The 16416-nt window shown below is 51.3% G+C and carries 21 protein-coding genes; 10 read left to right on the top strand and 11 right to left on the bottom strand.

Annotation, left to right across the window (positions count from 1 at the left end):
* Window positions 1–1659, bottom strand: a complete 1659-nt coding sequence (locus F4X55_07030; protein MYC40740.1) for a glutamate--tRNA ligase — start codon at window positions 1657–1659, stop codon at window positions 1–3.
* On the opposite strand from F4X55_07030, the gene F4X55_07035 reads away from it, so the two are divergent.
* Window positions 1449–2447: a cobalamin-binding protein gene (locus tag F4X55_07035; protein ID MYC40741.1), complete on the top strand. Its 999-nt coding sequence runs from the start codon at window positions 1449–1451 to the stop codon at window positions 2445–2447. The genes F4X55_07030 and F4X55_07035 overlap by 211 nt on opposite strands.
* A 2-nt stretch (window positions 2448–2449) precedes the next feature.
* On the opposite strand, the gene F4X55_07040 is transcribed toward F4X55_07035, so the two are convergent.
* Window positions 2450–2707, bottom strand: coding sequence for a hypothetical protein (locus F4X55_07040; protein ID MYC40742.1), 258 nt, complete (start codon window positions 2705–2707; stop codon window positions 2450–2452).
* 110 nt (window positions 2708–2817) lie between these two features.
* Here F4X55_07040 and F4X55_07045 point away from each other — a divergent pair, with 110 nt between their 5' ends.
* From F4X55_07045 to F4X55_07055, 3 genes are all read left to right on the top strand, one after another.
* Complete coding sequence (locus tag F4X55_07045; GenBank protein ID MYC40743.1) at window positions 2818–3273, top strand: hypothetical protein; 456 nt, start codon at window positions 2818–2820, stop codon at window positions 3271–3273.
* Between the two features lie 56 nt (window positions 3274–3329).
* Entirely contained in the window at window positions 3330–4307 is a 978-nt protein-coding gene (locus F4X55_07050) for a ketoacyl-ACP synthase III (GenBank protein MYC40744.1), read from the top strand.
* Between the two features lie 70 nt (window positions 4308–4377).
* Window positions 4378–5271, top strand: a complete 894-nt coding sequence (locus tag F4X55_07055) for an AEC family transporter (protein ID MYC40745.1) — start codon at window positions 4378–4380, stop codon at window positions 5269–5271.
* A gap of 4 nt (window positions 5272–5275) precedes the next feature.
* Here F4X55_07055 and rpmB read toward each other — a convergent pair whose 3' ends face one another.
* The 4 genes from rpmB to F4X55_07075 form a co-directional block, all read right to left on the bottom strand.
* On the bottom strand, window positions 5276–5518 hold the full coding sequence (rpmB, locus tag F4X55_07060) for a 50S ribosomal protein L28 (GenBank protein ID MYC40746.1): 243 nt from the start codon (window positions 5516–5518) through the stop codon (window positions 5276–5278).
* Between the two features lie 15 nt (window positions 5519–5533).
* Window positions 5534–5695 (bottom strand): 50S ribosomal protein L33, encoded by a 162-nt coding sequence (gene rpmG / locus F4X55_07065; GenBank protein MYC40747.1) that lies wholly within the window; start codon window positions 5693–5695, stop codon window positions 5534–5536.
* A 171-nt stretch (window positions 5696–5866) separates the two neighbouring features.
* Window positions 5867–6262 carry a MerC domain-containing protein gene (locus tag F4X55_07070; protein ID MYC40748.1) on the bottom strand — a complete coding sequence of 132 codons (396 nt, stop codon included), beginning with the start codon at window positions 6260–6262 and terminating at the stop codon, window positions 5867–5869.
* A gap of 7 nt (window positions 6263–6269) precedes the next feature.
* A complete protein-coding gene (locus F4X55_07075; GenBank protein ID MYC40749.1) occupies window positions 6270–6716 on the bottom strand; it encodes a transcriptional repressor in 447 nt (148 codons plus the stop codon).
* Window positions 6717–7000: 284 nt separating this feature from the next.
* Here F4X55_07075 and F4X55_07080 point away from each other — a divergent pair, with 284 nt between their 5' ends.
* Window positions 7001–8311, top strand: coding sequence for an amino acid ABC transporter substrate-binding protein (locus F4X55_07080; GenBank protein MYC40750.1), 1311 nt, complete (start codon window positions 7001–7003; stop codon window positions 8309–8311).
* 36 nt (window positions 8312–8347) lie between these two features.
* Here F4X55_07080 and F4X55_07085 read toward each other — a convergent pair whose 3' ends face one another.
* From F4X55_07085 to F4X55_07100, 4 genes are read right to left on the bottom strand one after another with little or no spacing between them, the layout of a single operon-like run.
* Window positions 8348–9109, bottom strand: coding sequence for an SDR family oxidoreductase (locus F4X55_07085; protein MYC40751.1), 762 nt, complete (start codon window positions 9107–9109; stop codon window positions 8348–8350).
* Between the two features lie 41 nt (window positions 9110–9150).
* On the bottom strand, window positions 9151–10449 hold the full coding sequence (locus F4X55_07090; GenBank protein ID MYC40752.1) for a sodium ion-translocating decarboxylase subunit beta: 1299 nt from the start codon (window positions 10447–10449) through the stop codon (window positions 9151–9153).
* A gap of 4 nt (window positions 10450–10453) precedes the next feature.
* Window positions 10454–12271, bottom strand: coding sequence for a biotin/lipoyl-binding protein (locus F4X55_07095; protein ID MYC40753.1), 1818 nt, complete (start codon window positions 12269–12271; stop codon window positions 10454–10456).
* A gap of 25 nt (window positions 12272–12296) precedes the next feature.
* Window positions 12297–12521, bottom strand: a complete 225-nt coding sequence (locus F4X55_07100) for a hypothetical protein (GenBank protein MYC40754.1) — start codon at window positions 12519–12521, stop codon at window positions 12297–12299.
* Window positions 12522–12690: 169 nt separating this feature from the next.
* Between F4X55_07100 and rpmH the strand changes: the two genes are divergently transcribed.
* From rpmH to F4X55_07125, 5 genes are all read left to right on the top strand, one after another.
* Window positions 12691–12840: a 50S ribosomal protein L34 gene (rpmH, locus tag F4X55_07105; GenBank protein ID MYC40755.1), complete on the top strand. Its 150-nt coding sequence runs from the start codon at window positions 12691–12693 to the stop codon at window positions 12838–12840.
* Complete coding sequence (gene rnpA / locus F4X55_07110) at window positions 12828–13187, top strand: ribonuclease P protein component (protein MYC40756.1); 360 nt, start codon at window positions 12828–12830, stop codon at window positions 13185–13187. Before rpmH ends, rnpA begins: the two co-directional genes overlap by 13 nt.
* Entirely contained in the window at window positions 13184–13420 is a 237-nt protein-coding gene (yidD, locus tag F4X55_07115; GenBank protein MYC40757.1) for a membrane protein insertion efficiency factor YidD, read from the top strand. Before rnpA ends, yidD begins: the two co-directional genes overlap by 4 nt.
* Window positions 13421–13615: 195 nt before the next feature.
* Entirely contained in the window at window positions 13616–15283 is a 1668-nt protein-coding gene (yidC, locus tag F4X55_07120) for a membrane protein insertase YidC (GenBank protein ID MYC40758.1), read from the top strand.
* 2 nt (window positions 15284–15285) lie between these two features.
* Complete coding sequence (locus F4X55_07125; GenBank protein ID MYC40759.1) at window positions 15286–15936, top strand: hypothetical protein; 651 nt, start codon at window positions 15286–15288, stop codon at window positions 15934–15936.
* 2 nt (window positions 15937–15938) lie between these two features.
* Here the strand turns inward: F4X55_07125 and F4X55_07130 are convergent, their stop codons facing one another.
* A complete protein-coding gene (locus F4X55_07130; protein ID MYC40760.1) occupies window positions 15939–16376 on the bottom strand; it encodes a nucleoside deaminase in 438 nt (145 codons plus the stop codon).
* Between the last annotated feature and the right edge of the window lie 40 nt (window positions 16377–16416).

Consider the following 16416-nt stretch of genomic DNA (forward strand, 5'->3'; position numbering starts at 1 on the left):
TCAAGCACTCCGGGACCTTGTAAAGTCAATTGCCCTGGCAAGGCGCCGCGCAACTGTGTCCCTGCCCAGTATCTCAACGACATCGAAGATTCCCGGGCTCTTTGTCGAACCGGTAAGCGCTACTCTTACGGGCTGGGCTATCTTCCCGAGGCCGAGACCCGTGCGCTGCATTACGCGCTCGAAGCCTCCGTGAATATCATCATGGGAAAAATTCTCAACTCGGGAGAGCTCTTCTGAGAGAAGCTCGAAAATCTCGCCGCTTCGCTCCACCAGGAATTTATCCGCCGCCTTTTCGTCGTATTCAAAATCATCGGTGAAAAAATAAAGGGACTGCTCCACAATTTCGTTCAGCGTCTCCGAACGCTCGCGCATCTGTGCGATTATTTTGCGAAGCTGTGCGGGAGGCGGTTCAGGCAGCTCCGTCTGCTTAATGAGAGAAACCACCCCTTCTGATATGCGCTCCTCGGGCAGGTCCCTTAAGTATTTTCCGTTAAGCCAGAGGAATTTCTGAGAGTCAAACACCGAAGGGGATTTACCGATGCCTTTCAGGCTGAATTTTTCAATGAGTTCCTCTACTGTAAAAATCTCCTGATCCCCGAAAGACCACCCCAGTCTCACCAGGTAGTTAAGTACCGCCTCGGGAAGATATCCGCGCAGTCGGTACTCCGTAACGGATTCCGCTCCGTGGCGCTTTGAGAGTTTTTTTCCGTCAGACCCGAGTATCATCGGAACATGGGCAAGCTTGGGCTTCGCCAGACCGAGCGCGTCGGCTATCAGTATCTGCCTCGGGGCGTTTATTATGTGGTCATCGCCCCTTATAACGTGAGATATTCCCATCTGCGCGTCATCAACCGCGGCAGCGAAATTGTAGGTCGGAAACCCGTCGGCTTTCAGTATCACGAAGTCTTCAATTTCCGAAGAGTCAAAAACTATCCCGCCGCGGACGAGATCCTCAACGGAAATCTTTTCTCCCAGGGACACGGAAAGCCTAACGGCGTAGGGTTTTCCGGGGGCGGCGCCGATCTGCGACCACTCCCTTCTGTATCTGAAGACCTCCCCTTTCTCTCTGGCTTCTTCTCTCCTGCGCGCGAGTTCCTCGGCCGCAACATAGCATCTGTACGCTTTTTCCTCGTCAACCAGCCGCTCGGCAAGTTGTCCGTAAGTGTCAAGTCGCTCTGACTGGCGGACGATTTCCCCCTGCCACTTAAGTCCGAGCCACTTAAGCGATTCTACGATCTGCCGTTCGAATTTCTCCTCGGAGCGCGCGCGGTCGGTATCCTCAATCCTGAGCAGGAAATCTCCGCCAAGACTCGCGGAAAAAAGCCAGTTGAAAATAGCGGTGCGGGCCGCTCCCACATGAAGAGCGCCCGTGGGGCTGGGAGCGAATCTTGTTACGATCTTCACAAAGACTATTTTACACGCCGAAGCGGTAAAAAAAGAAATGCTCCATGGAAGGGGGCTTGGGAGTTCTCTTGCGGCGACTGTATAATAAGGGCATGAGAATATGTTCTCTCCTCCCGAGCTCAACCGAGATAATATTCGCCCTTGGGCTTGAGGAAACCCTGGTCGGAGTAACGCACGAATGCGATTACCCTCCGCAGGCGCGAGACAAGCCCGTGGTGGTAAACAGCATTCTCGAAGGAAAAGGCAAGCTCTCAAGCGCACGCATAGACGAACTTGTAAGCAGCAGCCGCTCGGAGGGAAAAAGCGTTTATCTGATCGACTCCGAGCTCCTAAAGGAGATGAAACCGGATCTCATAGTAACCCAAGGGCTTTGTGACGTCTGCGCGGTATCTGAAAACGAGGTGACGGATGCCTGCGAAATTCTCGAGAACAGTCCTGAAATACTGTCCCTTGACCCTACCACCGTCGGCGAGATAATGGATTCCATACTGGTTCTGGGAGAAATCACGCGCACCAGAAGCAAGGCTTCGCAACTCGTAGAGAATCTTCGCAAAAGAGTCGAGACCGTCGAGAAAAAACTTTCGGGAGAAAGATACCGTCCGGGGGTTTTCTGCCTTGAGTGGCTTGACCCTCCGTATGCGGCCGGGCACTGGGTGCCGGAAATGGTAATGACGGCTGGAGGAGAACCGCTCATCTCAAGGGTGGGAGAACCTTCGTTTAAGACAAGCTGGAATGAGATACTAGAGGCGAACCCTGATTACATGATCATAATGCCCTGCGGGTTCGACATAGAAAAAACGCTTGACGGAATAGAAGAGGTAACGGGCAGGGTAAGGCAATGGCACGTACTGCGCTCCGTAAGAAAAGGCCACTGTTACGTAGTGGATGCGAATTCCTATTTCAGCAGGTCTTCACCCAGGGTAGTTGATGGAATTGAACTGCTGGCAGGAGTAATCCACCCCGACATATTTACGCAACGACCGAAGGATAACTCGGTCTTAAACTTGAAAAACCACTTCTATCTGCAGACTTTTCTCGGTTAGGATTATTGCGGAGCCTGAAAGGGATCCACTTCTCCCGAAGCAGCACCGGAATCCGAGGGAGCCGCTGCGCTAGCTTCCTGTGGAGCCGCTTGAGCAGACTGGAAAGGATCCGCATCGCCTTGGGACTCCTGAGGTTCAGGCGGAGCGGGTGGTTCGGAAGCCTGCTGCCCACCTCCTCCTCCTTCGTTTACCATAAGGAATATTCCTATGATAAGAATCACGATAGCTAACAGCACTAACTCATTCCCTTGTATAGTCATGAAATCTATCTATCCTCCTGATACTCTTTATACTACTATGTCAGGACCACGAACCTAAAGTCCGCAATAACCTGCGTCCTACCCTTAATGATACTGATTGATCGAGCGATATGTCAAGGATATTTTCAGCGCCTCAAACAGCATACGACACCCTTGAGCGGGACATGGAGCTGCAAATAGCGCTCTCGCAAATCCTCTACGGCTGCGTGCCGCACGCAACGGACGAGGAATGCCTGATGATTTTCAAGGAGAAACCGGAAAAAATCGCAGCGATTGCCGACACCCGGAAAATATCAACCCGCTTTTTCGCAGTGGAAAAAGAGGAATTCCCCTCGGTAGCCATGGAGATAAGGATAACGACGGGCAAAGATCTCAGGCTTAAGTACGAATACTTCTTCCTCACCGAGTCCTCTGAGGAAGCCCTGTTTCTGACCACCCTGACGAAATCGGGGAAGTATTTCCTTATTTTTCTCTGCGACGAGGCTCGTCATGCGCTCGCGGCGGAGATAACCGAGGCGGAGATGGAGCCGCTGAGGGAGATTGTCTCCTCGATCGGAGATGTTTGACAAAATCAGGGCTTTAAACTATTATTGCGCTAACCGCTTCGGAGAGAAATTCCAAGTTGAAGTACGCAAAGATCATAGGAACCGGTTCTTCGGTTCCCGAGACCGTGCTTTCCAATTCAGACCTGGAAAAGATGGTCGACACTTCCGACGAGTGGATTACGTCCAGGACCGGAATTAAAGAACGGAGAATCGCGGATGAAAACACTGCCGCCTCCGATGTTGCCTATGGCGCCGCCGAAAAAGCCCTGAAGGCCGCCGGCGTAAGCCCCCAGCAGCTAGACGTGATCATAGTTGGAACCATAACCCCGGATTTTATCTTCCCCTCAACCGGCTGCATTCTCCAGAGCCGCCTCGGAGCGAAGAAGGCATACGCCTTCGATCTTATGGCCGGCTGCTCGGGATTTCTTTACGCACTTCACGTCGCCGAGGGAATTATAAAATCTGGAGGCGCGGAAAAAATCCTCGTAATAGGCGCAGACGTTCTCTCGAAAGTCACTGATTTTGAGGACCGCTCAACCTGCATACTTTTCGGTGACGGGGCGGGGGCCGCAGTTCTCACCGCCTCTGACGAACCGGGAATTCTCTCATCCATTCTCAATTCGGACGGAAACGACTGGGACCTTCTCTATGTTCCGGCGGGAGGCTCGAGAACGCCGATTGACGAGGAAGTGCTTAAGAGCAGGGAGCAGTACATAAAGATGGAGGGAAACGACGTCTTCAAGGTCGCGGTCAAAAGTATGGAGTCGGCAACCATGGACGCCATCTCCAAGGCAAACGTCTCTCCCGAAGACATTGATCTCTTCGTCCCGCACCAGGCAAACTACAGGATTTTGGAAGCCGTGAGGAAAAGACTTGATTTCCCGGAGGAAAAAGTGTTCGCAAACCTCGACAAATACGGGAACACCTCAGGGGCATCCATTCCGCTCGCCCTTGACGAGGCAGTTCGCCAGGGAAGCGTAGGAGAAGGAAGTCTTGTGCTGTTCGCGGCTTTCGGAGCCGGTTTTACCTGGGGCGCTTCGGTGGTAAAGTTCTGAGCACCTTCCATGACGCCGTATCGGGCTTGTCAAGGATACGGTTTGTTTTCTTCGCGGAAAAAAGCAGAACATGACTCTTTCCTCAATCCCAGAGCTTGCAAACATCGTCCTGCCTGCGTTTCTTGTAATCGCCGCGGGTTTTCTTTTCAGCAGAACAAAGAAAATAGACATTTCCTCGATTAACGAGCTTGTGGTCTACGTGACCACGCCGTGTCTCATAATCTCGTCCCTCTCAGACTTCACGATGGACCCGTCCGTGACGGCAAGGCTGTTTCTCTCGATATCGGCGGTCATTTTCGTCACCATCATAATCGGCGGGGCGCTCGCGAAGGCACTTAAGCTTGACTCGAGGGTGTACGTGCCTCCCGTGGTTTTCGCGAACACGGGAAACCTGGGGCTTCCCCTCTGTCTTTTCGCATTCGGGCAGTACGGGTTCAACATTGCGATACTCTGTGTCGTCTCGACCATGCTGCTTCACTACACTGTGGGAATTCTGATTCTCGGGTCCGGGAAGAATCATCTGCGCGAGATATTCAGGCTTCCCCTGATATACGCCACCGTAGCCGGAATAATCATAAACTCGGTCGGCTTTCAGATCCCGGTAGTTATCGAGAGGCCAGTAGCCCTTCTCGGGGATATCACCATACCCGCGATGCTTTTCTCGCTCGGATACAAGCTCTCCGAGATGAAAATCTCCAGGCTTTGGCTTTCATTCTTCTTCGGTTCCGCGAGGATATTCCTCGGGGTCTTTCTGGGAGTACTGTTCGTAAATATGTTCGGCCTGAAGGGAGTCGAGGCGAAAGTGGTCATTCTCGAGTGCTCGATGCCTCCCGCGGTCTTTAACTTCGTGCTCGCGGAGAAATACGGGAGGGACTCGGAGACGGTCGCGTCAATAATAGTGGCCGGAACGGCAGTTTCCCTTCTGGTGCTTCCGTTCGTTATTTCGTATCTCGTAAATCAGTGAGAGTTCAGCGGGTTATGTCTCTCAGGGTGAGGCCCTCGTCCCTCAGGTAGGGCATAAGACCTTTTTTGGTGATTGTCCTCAGCGCACGGGCGGAGATTTTTACCCTCACGTATCTGTCCAGCTCCGGAACGTATATTCTCTTCCAGTGCAGGTTCGGATTCTGGCGTCTTTTAACGTGGTTGTTCGCGTGGGAAACGCTGTTTCCGAAAAGGGGCTTTTTTCCTGTTATAGCGCAGCGGCGGGCCATAGGGATCTCCTTCGACTACTTGGTCTCCTTGAAAACGACATGTTTTCTTATGACCGGGTCGTACTTTTTGAGCTCAAGGCGGTCCGGAGTATTCATCTTGTTTTTCTTCGTGTAGTAGATGTAAGGACTCTCGGTGCTTTTCATCTTCACGAGTACTCTGTTTAACGACTTTCCCATTTTAACCCTCGAAAAAGTGAATGGTTATTATCCACAAAAAAAAACTGTTTTCAAGAAAATTTTAAAATTTCTTTCGTTTTATCCCGACGAGAAATCCATTGCGGGCAATTAAGTTCCGTGCTTTAACGCCACAATCTTGCGGTTTTGATGTTCAAAAAAAGTGGTGAAGGCTCAGTGCTCGCAGTGCTCACAACTATCTTCCCTGCAGAGCCTGAAATTACGCAGGTGGCCGGAAATCATGATAAAAGCGCCGATAAGAGTAAGAATCGATTCTAAGTAGCCCGTAACGGCGAAAGCTCCGACTAGGAGAAAATAAAGTCCCACACCCCCCAGCATGATCACGCTGAAATCCTTATGCCGCCTACAGCCAAGAAACATGGCGACCGCACTTGCCGGAATGACCATAAAAAGCATCAGCTCGTGGAAAACCTCTTCAAATACTAATGTCGAACCCACAACCGGGAACAGTATGAGTGCCACTGGCGTCAGAAAACAGTGGACGACGCAGATACCCGCAAGGGATATCGAAGTATAATCGGTCAACCTCTGAATTTTTACCTGGTTCATTGTATCGTTAAGCCGCCTCCGCGCATTTTCCGCATTGACCGAAAAGCTGTATAAAATGATCCTTCACGCGAAAACCCTGCCTTTCGACCGAAGCGTAATCAAAGCTTTCCACCGGACACTCGGGAAAATCGAAAACCTCCCTGCAGTCAACGCATACCATGTGATGAACATGCTCGCCCTGGGAAAACGCGTAGCCGTGGCCCCCGTCGGGGAAATGAAGGCGCTTCACGATGCCCAGGTCCTCAAACATCTCAAGCGTTCTGTAGATGGTGGCAAGCCCCGCGGCACCGAGCATTTCCTTCACCCCGTCGTGTATTTCTCCGACCGAAAGCGATTTTCCGCTCGTGTGGAGAACATGAACGACGGCAAGGCGCTGCGTGGTGGACTTAAGTCCCTTTTCCCGCAGAACCTCCCTAGCATACAATTCCTGAGTGCATTCAAAATCTTTCATCATGAGAATGATTAAATGAGAATGATTTTCAATTAGCTCTTATTCTAAATCGCTTATTACGAACCGTCAAGGACAAAAACCGAAATTAAAAAGACGCAACCGCGGAAAGCAAGGAGCCTATTTGCGAGGTGATTACATATCGGAAAATCCATGTGAATAAGGGTGCCCAGCGTTTGTTCCCATAAGTATTCAGGGTTATACTCTCATCGGAATAAAGATGTATTCGGGTTTCCATTTCCAGAAAAACGATTTCAATTTGACATGCGCGGGAGACAGTTAAGTTCATCATGAGAATTCTGAGAGGAGTACTTTCGATTGCGCTTCTTGTCTTTGCCTTCCTTCTCCTGTCCCCGGGATGTGACGACGGAACCAACGAGCAAGTCGGCACCGGCTGCGAAGACGCCTTTTGCATAGGGACGCTTTTTCGGGCAGGCGATTCTCCTTCCTCCGTAATAAAGGCCGCAGAATTCGCAAGGGACGACATTAACAAAGCAGGTGGAAACGTAAAGCTTATCACCGGAGACGGCGCCACGCCTCTTGCCTCAGCCATGGAACTCCTGGAAATGGGCGTGAAGGCGATAATCGGACCCGGAACCTCGCAGAGTTCCGTTGAAATTTTTGATTTCCTAGTTGACAACGGCCTAGTCGCGGTTTCACCTTCCGCAACCTCCGTCACCCTGACCGAAAAAAACAGGGAAATTTCCCAAGCCGGTGGGACACCCTTTTTCTTCAGGACCGTTCCAACGGATTCGTTCCAAGCGAAAATTCTGGCGGCCGAAGTCCGAAACGGAAGCGAAGTGCTGATAGTCCATCGAAACGACAACTACGGAGTGAAACTTGCGGAACTGATCAACGAGGAATTCCTTTCCCGAAATCGTCCCGCCGCCAAGGTCGTCTGGTACGAGCGATACTATTCTGACGATCCAAGGTTCGATGAGAAAACCCAGGCCTTGCTTGACGATATCGAGGCGGTAAGTGGAATCGGTGACATAAGTTCCGTAATACTGATCCTGTCGATAGACGAAGGAGGGAAGATAATAAAGGGCATGCTTGACTCCACGGTCGTTCCGTCCGCCGCGAGATATTACATCTCCGACTCATTCGCAGTTGAGAACCTGTATGAACGCGTGGACCGGAACAACCCGGCCGCGGTTGAGGGCTTCAAAAGCACGACTCCGTGCTCTCTGCCGAACCCTCCCGAGAGAAAAGACGAGTTTGAAAAGCGATTTGACCGGGAGACGTACCCTTCCCTTCGATTCGCCGTCCATGCTTATGACGCAGTGGTAGCGGTAGCACTCGCGGCCTTGAGCGCCGGAAGTAACGACCCTTCCGAATATGTCTCCGAAATGGCAGACGTTACGGGAGGAGGAAACCGGTGCTTAAGCTACGCGGAATGCGCCGCCGCCATTACTGATGAGACCGCAGCCAACGACGACATTGACTACGAAGGGGTTTCAGGACCGATCGAGTTTGATGAAGATGGGAACATAGGAGCCGGATGCTATTCCGTCTACACATATGATGCCACGGGCGGGCGCACGAGACGAATTTTCGACGTTCCGGGATTAAACGACGTAACACCTGGCCGGATGCCTTAAAACCGCCTGGGCACCAAAGCGGTTTCGAATAATGAATTATTTAGCTATAATGCCGCCGTCGATGGAGAGCATAGAGCCCGTGTTGAACATGGCTTTCTCATCGCAGAGAAACAGGACCGCTTCTGCTATCTCATACGGATCGGCCAGCCGCCCCATGGGGTGAAGCGACTCCATGAACGCCAGGGCTGCGTCGGCATCCTCGGCTCTCTCAAGATAGGAGTCAAACATCGGCGTCCAAACTCCGCCGGGACAGACGGCGTTTATTCTAAGTCCCTTGTCCGCATACTCAAGAGCCATGCTTCTTGTGAGCTGAACAAGGGCCCCCTTGGATGCCGAGTAGGCCGAAAGTCCCGCGAACCCCTTTAACCCGATAACAGAAGAGTTGTTGACGATAAAACCCCTGCCCGCGGAAATCATGTGAGGAATCGCATATTTGCACATCATGAACGCTCCCCTCACGTTTATGTCGAAGATCTGCTGGAATCTTTCGGTTTCGACTTCGTGGAGGGGACCGGAAAAAATGATACCGGCATTATTAAAAAGAATGTCGATCTTTCCGTGCTCAGAAAGTCCAGCCTCTACGGTGGCCGCGCAGTCGCTCTCAACGGAGACATCACAAACCTTGTATGCTATCGAAAGCCCCTCTTCCTCCGCTTTCTCACATACCTCTTTTAGCTTCTCCTCTCTTCTCCCGGCAATCAGAACCCTGGCTCCATTTCGCGCCAGCAGAAGTGCCGTAGCCTCACCGATTCCGGTGCCTCCTCCGGTAATAATCGCAGACCGTCCTTCAAATCTCATTGTAGGCTCCGCAAAAACATCTCTTTGAAGAAGTCAAAAACTTACTGAAAAAACGCAAGCAGCATTCCCGCCGCCACAGCCGAACCTATGACCCCGGCTACGTTCGGACCCATGGCATGCATAATAAGCACGTTCTGGGGATCCTCCTTCGACCCCATATCCTGTGAAACCCGGGCAGCCATAGGAACCGCCGAAACCCCGGCTGAACCGATCAGAGGGTTGATCTTGGTTTCTGAGAAAACATTCATAAGCTTGGCCATCAGCACTCCGGAGGCCGTGCCTATGCAGAAAGCTACGATCCCAAGAAGAAGTATGCCGAGGGTCTCAAGGGAAAGAAATTCGGAGGCCAGCAGCTGCGACCCGACTCCGAGGCCGAGAAATATCGTAACTATGTTGATAAGCGCGTTTCTCGTCGTATCCGATAGCCGGTCAACCACTCCGCACTCCCTCATCAGGTTACCGAAAGCGAAAAAACCTATGAGCGGCGCCGCGGATGGAAGAAAAAGAAAGCAGAGGGTAAGGGCAATCAGCGGGAACATTATTTTTTCTCTTTTCGCCACGGGACGAAGCTGCTTCATTCTTATTTTTCTCTCCTCAGAGGAAGTAAGAGCCTTCATTATCGGGGGCTGGATTATCGGCACAAGCGCCATGTATGAATACGCGGCGACAGAGACCGCACCGAGAAGCCTTGGGGAAAGCTGCGAAGAAATATAAATAGAGGTCGGTCCGTCCGCTGATCCTATTATTCCTATAGACGCCGCGTCGGTTAAGGAAAAATCAATTCCGGGCACATACTGGGTAAGCACAAGCGCACCGATCAATGTTGAGAAAATACCGAACTGTGCGGCGCCTCCCAGAAGAACCGTCTTGGGATTGGCCAGAAGCGGCCCGAAATCGGTAAGCGCCCCCACTCCCATGAATATCAGAAGGGGAAAAATACCGGTCTTTATACCAACATCGTATACGTAGTAAAGTACCCCTCCGGGGTCGTTTATCCCCGCAAGCGGAATGTTGGCTAATATGCACCCGAAGGCTATTGTAACCAGAAGAAGAGGTTCGAATTTCTTCGCGATCCCGAGGTAGAGAAGAAGGAACCCTACCAGAATCATCAGAAACATCCCGAACCCGTTAACCCAGGAAGACGCATTGCCCGCAATGAACCCGTAGATACCTGTACTGGTAGCCACGTTCTTCAAAAGCTGGGAGAAAGACGCAAGCTCCCTGGTTTCCTCGGCGGCGACTTCCCCGGCGCTCACAGTTTCCCCAAGACAATCGGGTATACCGGCAAACACTCCCAGAGAAAACGCAAGGATCCCAAAAATGAATATGAATCTTTTCATGAACTCAAGAGGGAAGAATGGTCAGGATGAGCTGACCCGCTTCGACGACCTGTCCCTGTTCAACCTCGATTGACACCACTTCCCCGTCGCACGGAGAGGCAACCGGAGTTTCCATTTTCATGGCTTCAAGCATGATCAGCGTTTGATTTTCCTTTACCTTGTCCCCCTCCCCGACTAACACCCTGTATATGTTGCCCGGCACGCTCGCCGTAACAGCCACAACATCGGGAGAATCCTCTTCCTTAACGGAGGATGTCGTCGCAACAGGCGCTTCGGTTACTGAAGCGACCTCCGAAGACCCCTCCTTCACTGTTACGTTATAGCTTCTCCCGTCAACAGTAATTACGAAGTTCTCTCCGGTACCGGACACCTTAGACGCCACGCTTGTGGTAAGACCGCGTTTTGGCGGAGACTTATCTTCAGGTGTTTCCCTTCTGACGTTGACGCTGAAGTTCCCCTTGAGGAAATCAAGACCCTTGTTTCCGCCCTGGGTCTGAAGCGCCCCGACTATGAATATGTTTTCTTCTGTGACCTCAAGGCCTTCTTTTTCAAGAATTTCGGTCGCCTTCGGAATTCCGGGGTCGAGTATATCAAGCGGGTCGCCTTCAAAGCGGGGCTTGCCCATCTGCTCTTCCGCTATGGCCACCACTTCGGGATCGGGCTCGACGGGCGTGCGTCCGAAGTAGCCGAGGACCATGTTCCCGTAGCCGTCTGTGATTTTCTTCCACGGTCCCTGAGTGACATTAGCATAAGCCTGCTGGAAATAGAACTGGGAAACCGGTGTGACCGAGGTTCCGAATCCTCCCTTTGCGACGCATTCGCTCATCGCCTCTATAACCTTCGGGTAGAGATCGAGGGTGCCCGTGTCCCTCATCATCATGGTGTTCGCGGTAAGCGCCCCGCCGGGCATCGGAGAGAGAAGAACCTCCGAGGAGACCCGAAGGGCCTCGGGCGGGAAATAATAGCCCGACATGCATTCCTTGAACACGGAATTAGCCTCGAGAACCTTATTTATGTCCACATCCAAGGTGTATTCCGTTCCCTTAAGGGCGTTCCACATTGATATCAGATCGGGCTGTGACGTTCCCCCGGAAACCGGGGCTCTCGCGACGCAGATTCCGTCGCACCCGCCGTTTATGGCGGCCATGTACTGATTGACTCCCTGAGCAGCCGTCTCATGGGTGTGCACCCAGAGAATGGTGTCTTCTCCGACCAGCTTTCTCGCGGCCTTAAGCGTCTCGTAAATCTTTTGGGGATTCGAGGTTCCCGAAGCGTCCTTGAAGCATATGGAATCGTATGGAAGTCCCGAATCGAGTATTTTTCTCAGCCTATCTATATAGAAATCAACGTCGTGGGCTCCCTCGCAGCCCGGGGGAAGCTCCATGAGCGTCACCACGGCCTGGTGATGCAAGCCCGCGTTTTTTATGCACTGGCCTGAGTACTCGAGGTTTCTTACGTCGTTTAAGGCGTCGAAGTTTCTTATGTGCGTTATGCCGTGCTTCTTGAACATCCTAGCATGAAGATCTATCATGTCCTTGGGCTGCTGGGACAGCGCGACCACGTTAATTCCCCTTGCAAGCGTCTGCAGGTTGGCATCCGGCCCAGCCGCCTCGCGGAAGCGGTCCATCATGTCAAAAGCAGACTCTCCGCAGTAAAGAAACAGGCTCTGGAACCTAGCTCCCCCGCCCGCCTCGAAGTGGGTTATTCCGGCTTCCCTCGCGGCTTCAACCGCCGGGATAAAGTCTTCCGTAAGTACTCTCGCGCCGAAAACGGACTGAAATCCGTCGCGAAAAGATGTATCCTGAAATAAAATTTTCTTCATGACAAAACCTTGGGATTTTCAAGATCTAGCCGTCGTCGGCATGCTTCGCCCTGTAGGCCGCAACCGCCGCGGCTATAATCGGAATGACGTCCCTTCGGGACTTTTGGGGTGCTGCGGAATCCGAAGGCTCGCGGGCGTCGCTGTCTTTAAACAGCTTCGCCGACAGCATTACGCTCAGCATCAAAACAAGCAGAAAAACATATACTATGGCCATACCGATGACCATAAGTTTTACACCTTCAAGGATCATAATGGACGAAGAATCTCGAAAATCGATTTGAATTTGATAGCTATCAATTATTTATAAGAACTTGTTTGTTGTCAATTTGGACCCGGGCCTCGCGCTGATGTCACGGATTCTGACCCCCCTGCTTTTCTCTTGACCTTCAAATCCTTACGTGTTATTCTGACCCCCCACTATGAAAAGGACTTATCAACCGCACGTAAAAAAGAGACTGAGAACGCACGGCTTCCGCGCGAGGCTCAGCACTAGGGGAGGAAGGAGCATACTGAGGAGAAGAACCGCCAAGGGAAGGTATGTTCTAACGGTTGGGAGATGGAAAAAGTAGCGATTGAGTCCGATAATTCGTTCCCCGCAAAATTCAAGATAAAGACATCCCGCGACTTTCGCAACATACTCGCAGAAGGCACTAAAACCCACTCGAAAAACTTCATACTCTACGTAAAACCTAATTCCCTGGGCTTCCCCCGCCTCGGAGTGTCCGTGGGCAAAAAGACATCGGCAAGTTCCGTCAGAAGAAACAGGATGAAAAGGGTGCTGAGGGAGGTTTTCAGGAAAAACAAGCCTGTCTTTTCCTCAAACGATATTGTGTTCGTAGTAAAAAACGATGTGTCGGACAGGAAGTTCTCGGATCTTTACTCGGAAATAAAAAAACTCGCAGGCCGTATCAAATGAAAGGAAATTTCACAGTCAGATTCTTTGTTTTCCTGGTAAGACTCTACCAGAGGGCGATCTCTCCCCTGTTTCCCTCGACCTGCAGGTTTTACCCCAGCTGCTCTGCGTATTCGATTGAAGCACTAAGGGAACACGGAGCTCTCAGGGGAATATGGATGACCCTTAGGAGAATACTGCGCTGTCATCCGCTAAGTGCGGGGGGATATGATCCCGTGAGGAAAAAAAAGCGATAGGCGGGAAGGCGCATAGACAAAAAACGGTCTATTCCTATTTGAACTTATCATGTATCATTGCTTTAATGAGTTTTTGCCATTTGATCTCCTGCTACATGCTAAAACCACGCACAGAAAAAGGGAGCGGTTTCACAAGTGTTTCGCGGAAATCACTATAGCGTCCCACATCCCGGATAAAGCCCGAAGAAACAGCATATGAACAGCGACCTCAAGAAAAACTATATTTTATTCCTTGTACTGTCGGTACTGGTAATCGTCGGTTACTCGGCATTTTTCGCAGAAGCCCCGAAGGAAAAACAGCCGGCAAAAATAGATCAACCCGCATCGGCGTCCGCCGCCCCGGGGAAAACATCCGAAGAAACGGGTTCCATGCAGGAACTCCCTACGGAATTCGAGCCGATAAGATCTTCCTACGCTTCCAAGATCATAAAAGTCAAATCCGATCTTTACACAGCCGAGATAGACACTCTCGGAGGAAGGGTGGTCGGCTGGAATCTTGCCGAATACAAAAAGACGATTGAGTCGGACTCGGTTCCGGTGGAAGTGATAAACGAAGGGAAGAAGTCGTTTAACACAATACTGAGAGTCAAGAACGAAAAAATGCCGGAGCTAATCCCATTTTCCTACAATGGGAGCACGAATCTGGTCGTGGGTCCCGATGGACTTAACGTCAATTTGGTCTGGAAAAAGCCCGGCGGACTCGCGGTTCGAAAAACCATCTCCTTTTACCCCGGGAAATATTTCATCAAGGAAAACCTCGAGATTCTTAACGGAACCCAGAGACAGATAAACCAGAAAGTTTACGTTTCTTGGGAGAACACGGTATATGAAAGCGGTTCAAACAGCCTGTACGAATTTATTTCCATGGTCGCAGGCGATGTCAACCGGACCAAAAAACCTCTGAAGGAAACCAAGATGTTTAACGGAGAGATAAACTGGTTCGGCTTTGGCGACAAGTATTTCCTCGGCGCATTTCTACCCGAAATAGGAGGAGACCAGGGGCTCTACCTGCAACCCCTCGACGCAAAAGGTCTGGCGGGAGCGGGTTTTTCCTACCCGCAGCAGAGAATCGCCGCGGGAAAAAGCTATAAGGTCGGGTGGAAATCGTATTTCGGTCCGAAAAATGAACCGGACCTCAGGGAAGCCGGTTACAACCTCGAGAAGTCCATTGACTACGGCTATGCGGGAGTACTTACCAAGATTGCCGTCATAGCTCTTAAGTTCGTCAACGACTTTTTCAGCAACTTCGGGATCTCCATAATAGTGCTTACGGTTCTTCTCAGGGTGATATTCTTCCCCCTTACCGTGAAAAGCATGAAATCGATGAAAGCCGTGCAGAACAAGATGAAGAAGCTGAAACCTGAAATCGACGCCTTGAAAGAAAAATACAAGGATGACAAGTCGACGCAGCAGGCTGAGATGATGAAGCTTTACACGAGCAACAACATAAACCCTCTCAGCAGTCTCGGGGGATGTCTGCCCCTGCTCATACAGCTTCCCGTTTTCATAGCTCTTTATTTTGCGCTTCTGTATTCGATAGATTTAAGACACAGCTCGTTTCTCTGGGTAAATGACCTCTCCCAGCCCGAACATCTGTTTGACGTACTGGGGATACCGTTTCGGATACTGCCCCTCTTGATGGGCGTTTCGTGGTTTCTCTCTCAGAGGCTCACCCCCATGACTGCTCCGGGAAGCGAAACGATGGAACTGCAGATGAAACTCATGCAGTTTATGCCTATAATTTTTACCGTAATGTTCTGGGGCCTGCCCTCCGGTCTGATACTTTACTGGACCGTGAGCAACATTCTTTCCGTCGGTCAGCAGCTTTACATCAATCGACAGGTTCCGGAAGAAGGAGGATAACGATGGCCAATGTAATAGAAAAGGAAGGAAAAACCATTTCCGAAGCCGTAGTAAACGCCTGCGAAGAACTCGGAGTCTCAAAAGACGAAGTAGAAATCGAAGTTATCAGGGAAGACTCCAAGGGGGTTCTGGGGATAGGCAGCAGGAACGCCATAGTCAGGGTGGAGGTAAAAACGGGAGGACTGGGCGAAAAGGCGTTCTGGGCGAAAAAAACTCTTGAAACCGTTCTGGGCTTCTTGTTTTCAACACCGCAGAGCGTAAAAGCCGAGGAGACCGAGAACAGGATAATACTTGAAGTATGGCCCGTTAAAGACAAGAAATTCCTCATAGGAAAAAACGGGGAAGTGATAAAGTCCCTCGAGTACATAGTCGGGAAGATAGCTTCGAAAAACAGCGACGAGGGAAAAAGCAAGCGGGTGGCCATAAACATCGGAGGCCATGATGGCAAGAAAAAGGACACTGACGTGCCGAAAAAAGTCGCAGAGACGGTACAGAAGGTAAAAGAGAGCGGAAACTCTCACTCAATCGAGCGGCTCTCCTCTTACGAAAGAAAAATGGCCTACATCGAGCTTAAGAAGCAGGAAAACATAACGTACGAGACTGTCCCCAGCAAAGGCAACTCGAAAAAAATTGTCGTAAGCCCCCAGGCCTGAGCTCAGGAATCCCGAAGCATCCTGAAAAAATCCTCTAGAATCTGTGCGCATTGCTCACCGCACACCCCCCCGGAGAACTCCACCTGGTGATTGAGTTCCCCTCCTGCGCCGATTCCGAAGTTGCTTACAAGCGCTCCACCCTTTGGGTCGGGAGCGCCGAACACAACTTTGGTTATTCTTGCGTTAACAATGGCTCCCATGCACATGGCGCATGGCTCGAGAGTAACGTAAATAGAGGTATCTGGAAGTCTCCAGCTTCCTAGAACTTCGCACGCGCGCCTTATGGCAAGAATCTCGGCGTGAGCGGTCGCGTCCGAGGCGGACTCCCTCAGGTTGTGGGCCGCCGATATTACAGCTCCTTCCCCATCGACGATAACGGCACCGACCGGCACCTCGCCCTCCGAAGCGGCCCTCTCGGCCTCCCTGATAGCCAGGGCCATAATGCTTTCATCTGACTGCCCTGCCACGGACAAACGGCGA

This window comes from Candidatus Dadabacteria bacterium, from assembly GCA_009840385.1.
In the GTDB taxonomy this organism is placed as follows: Bacteria; Desulfobacterota_D; UBA1144; order Nemesobacterales; family Nemesobacteraceae; genus Nemesobacter; species Nemesobacter australis.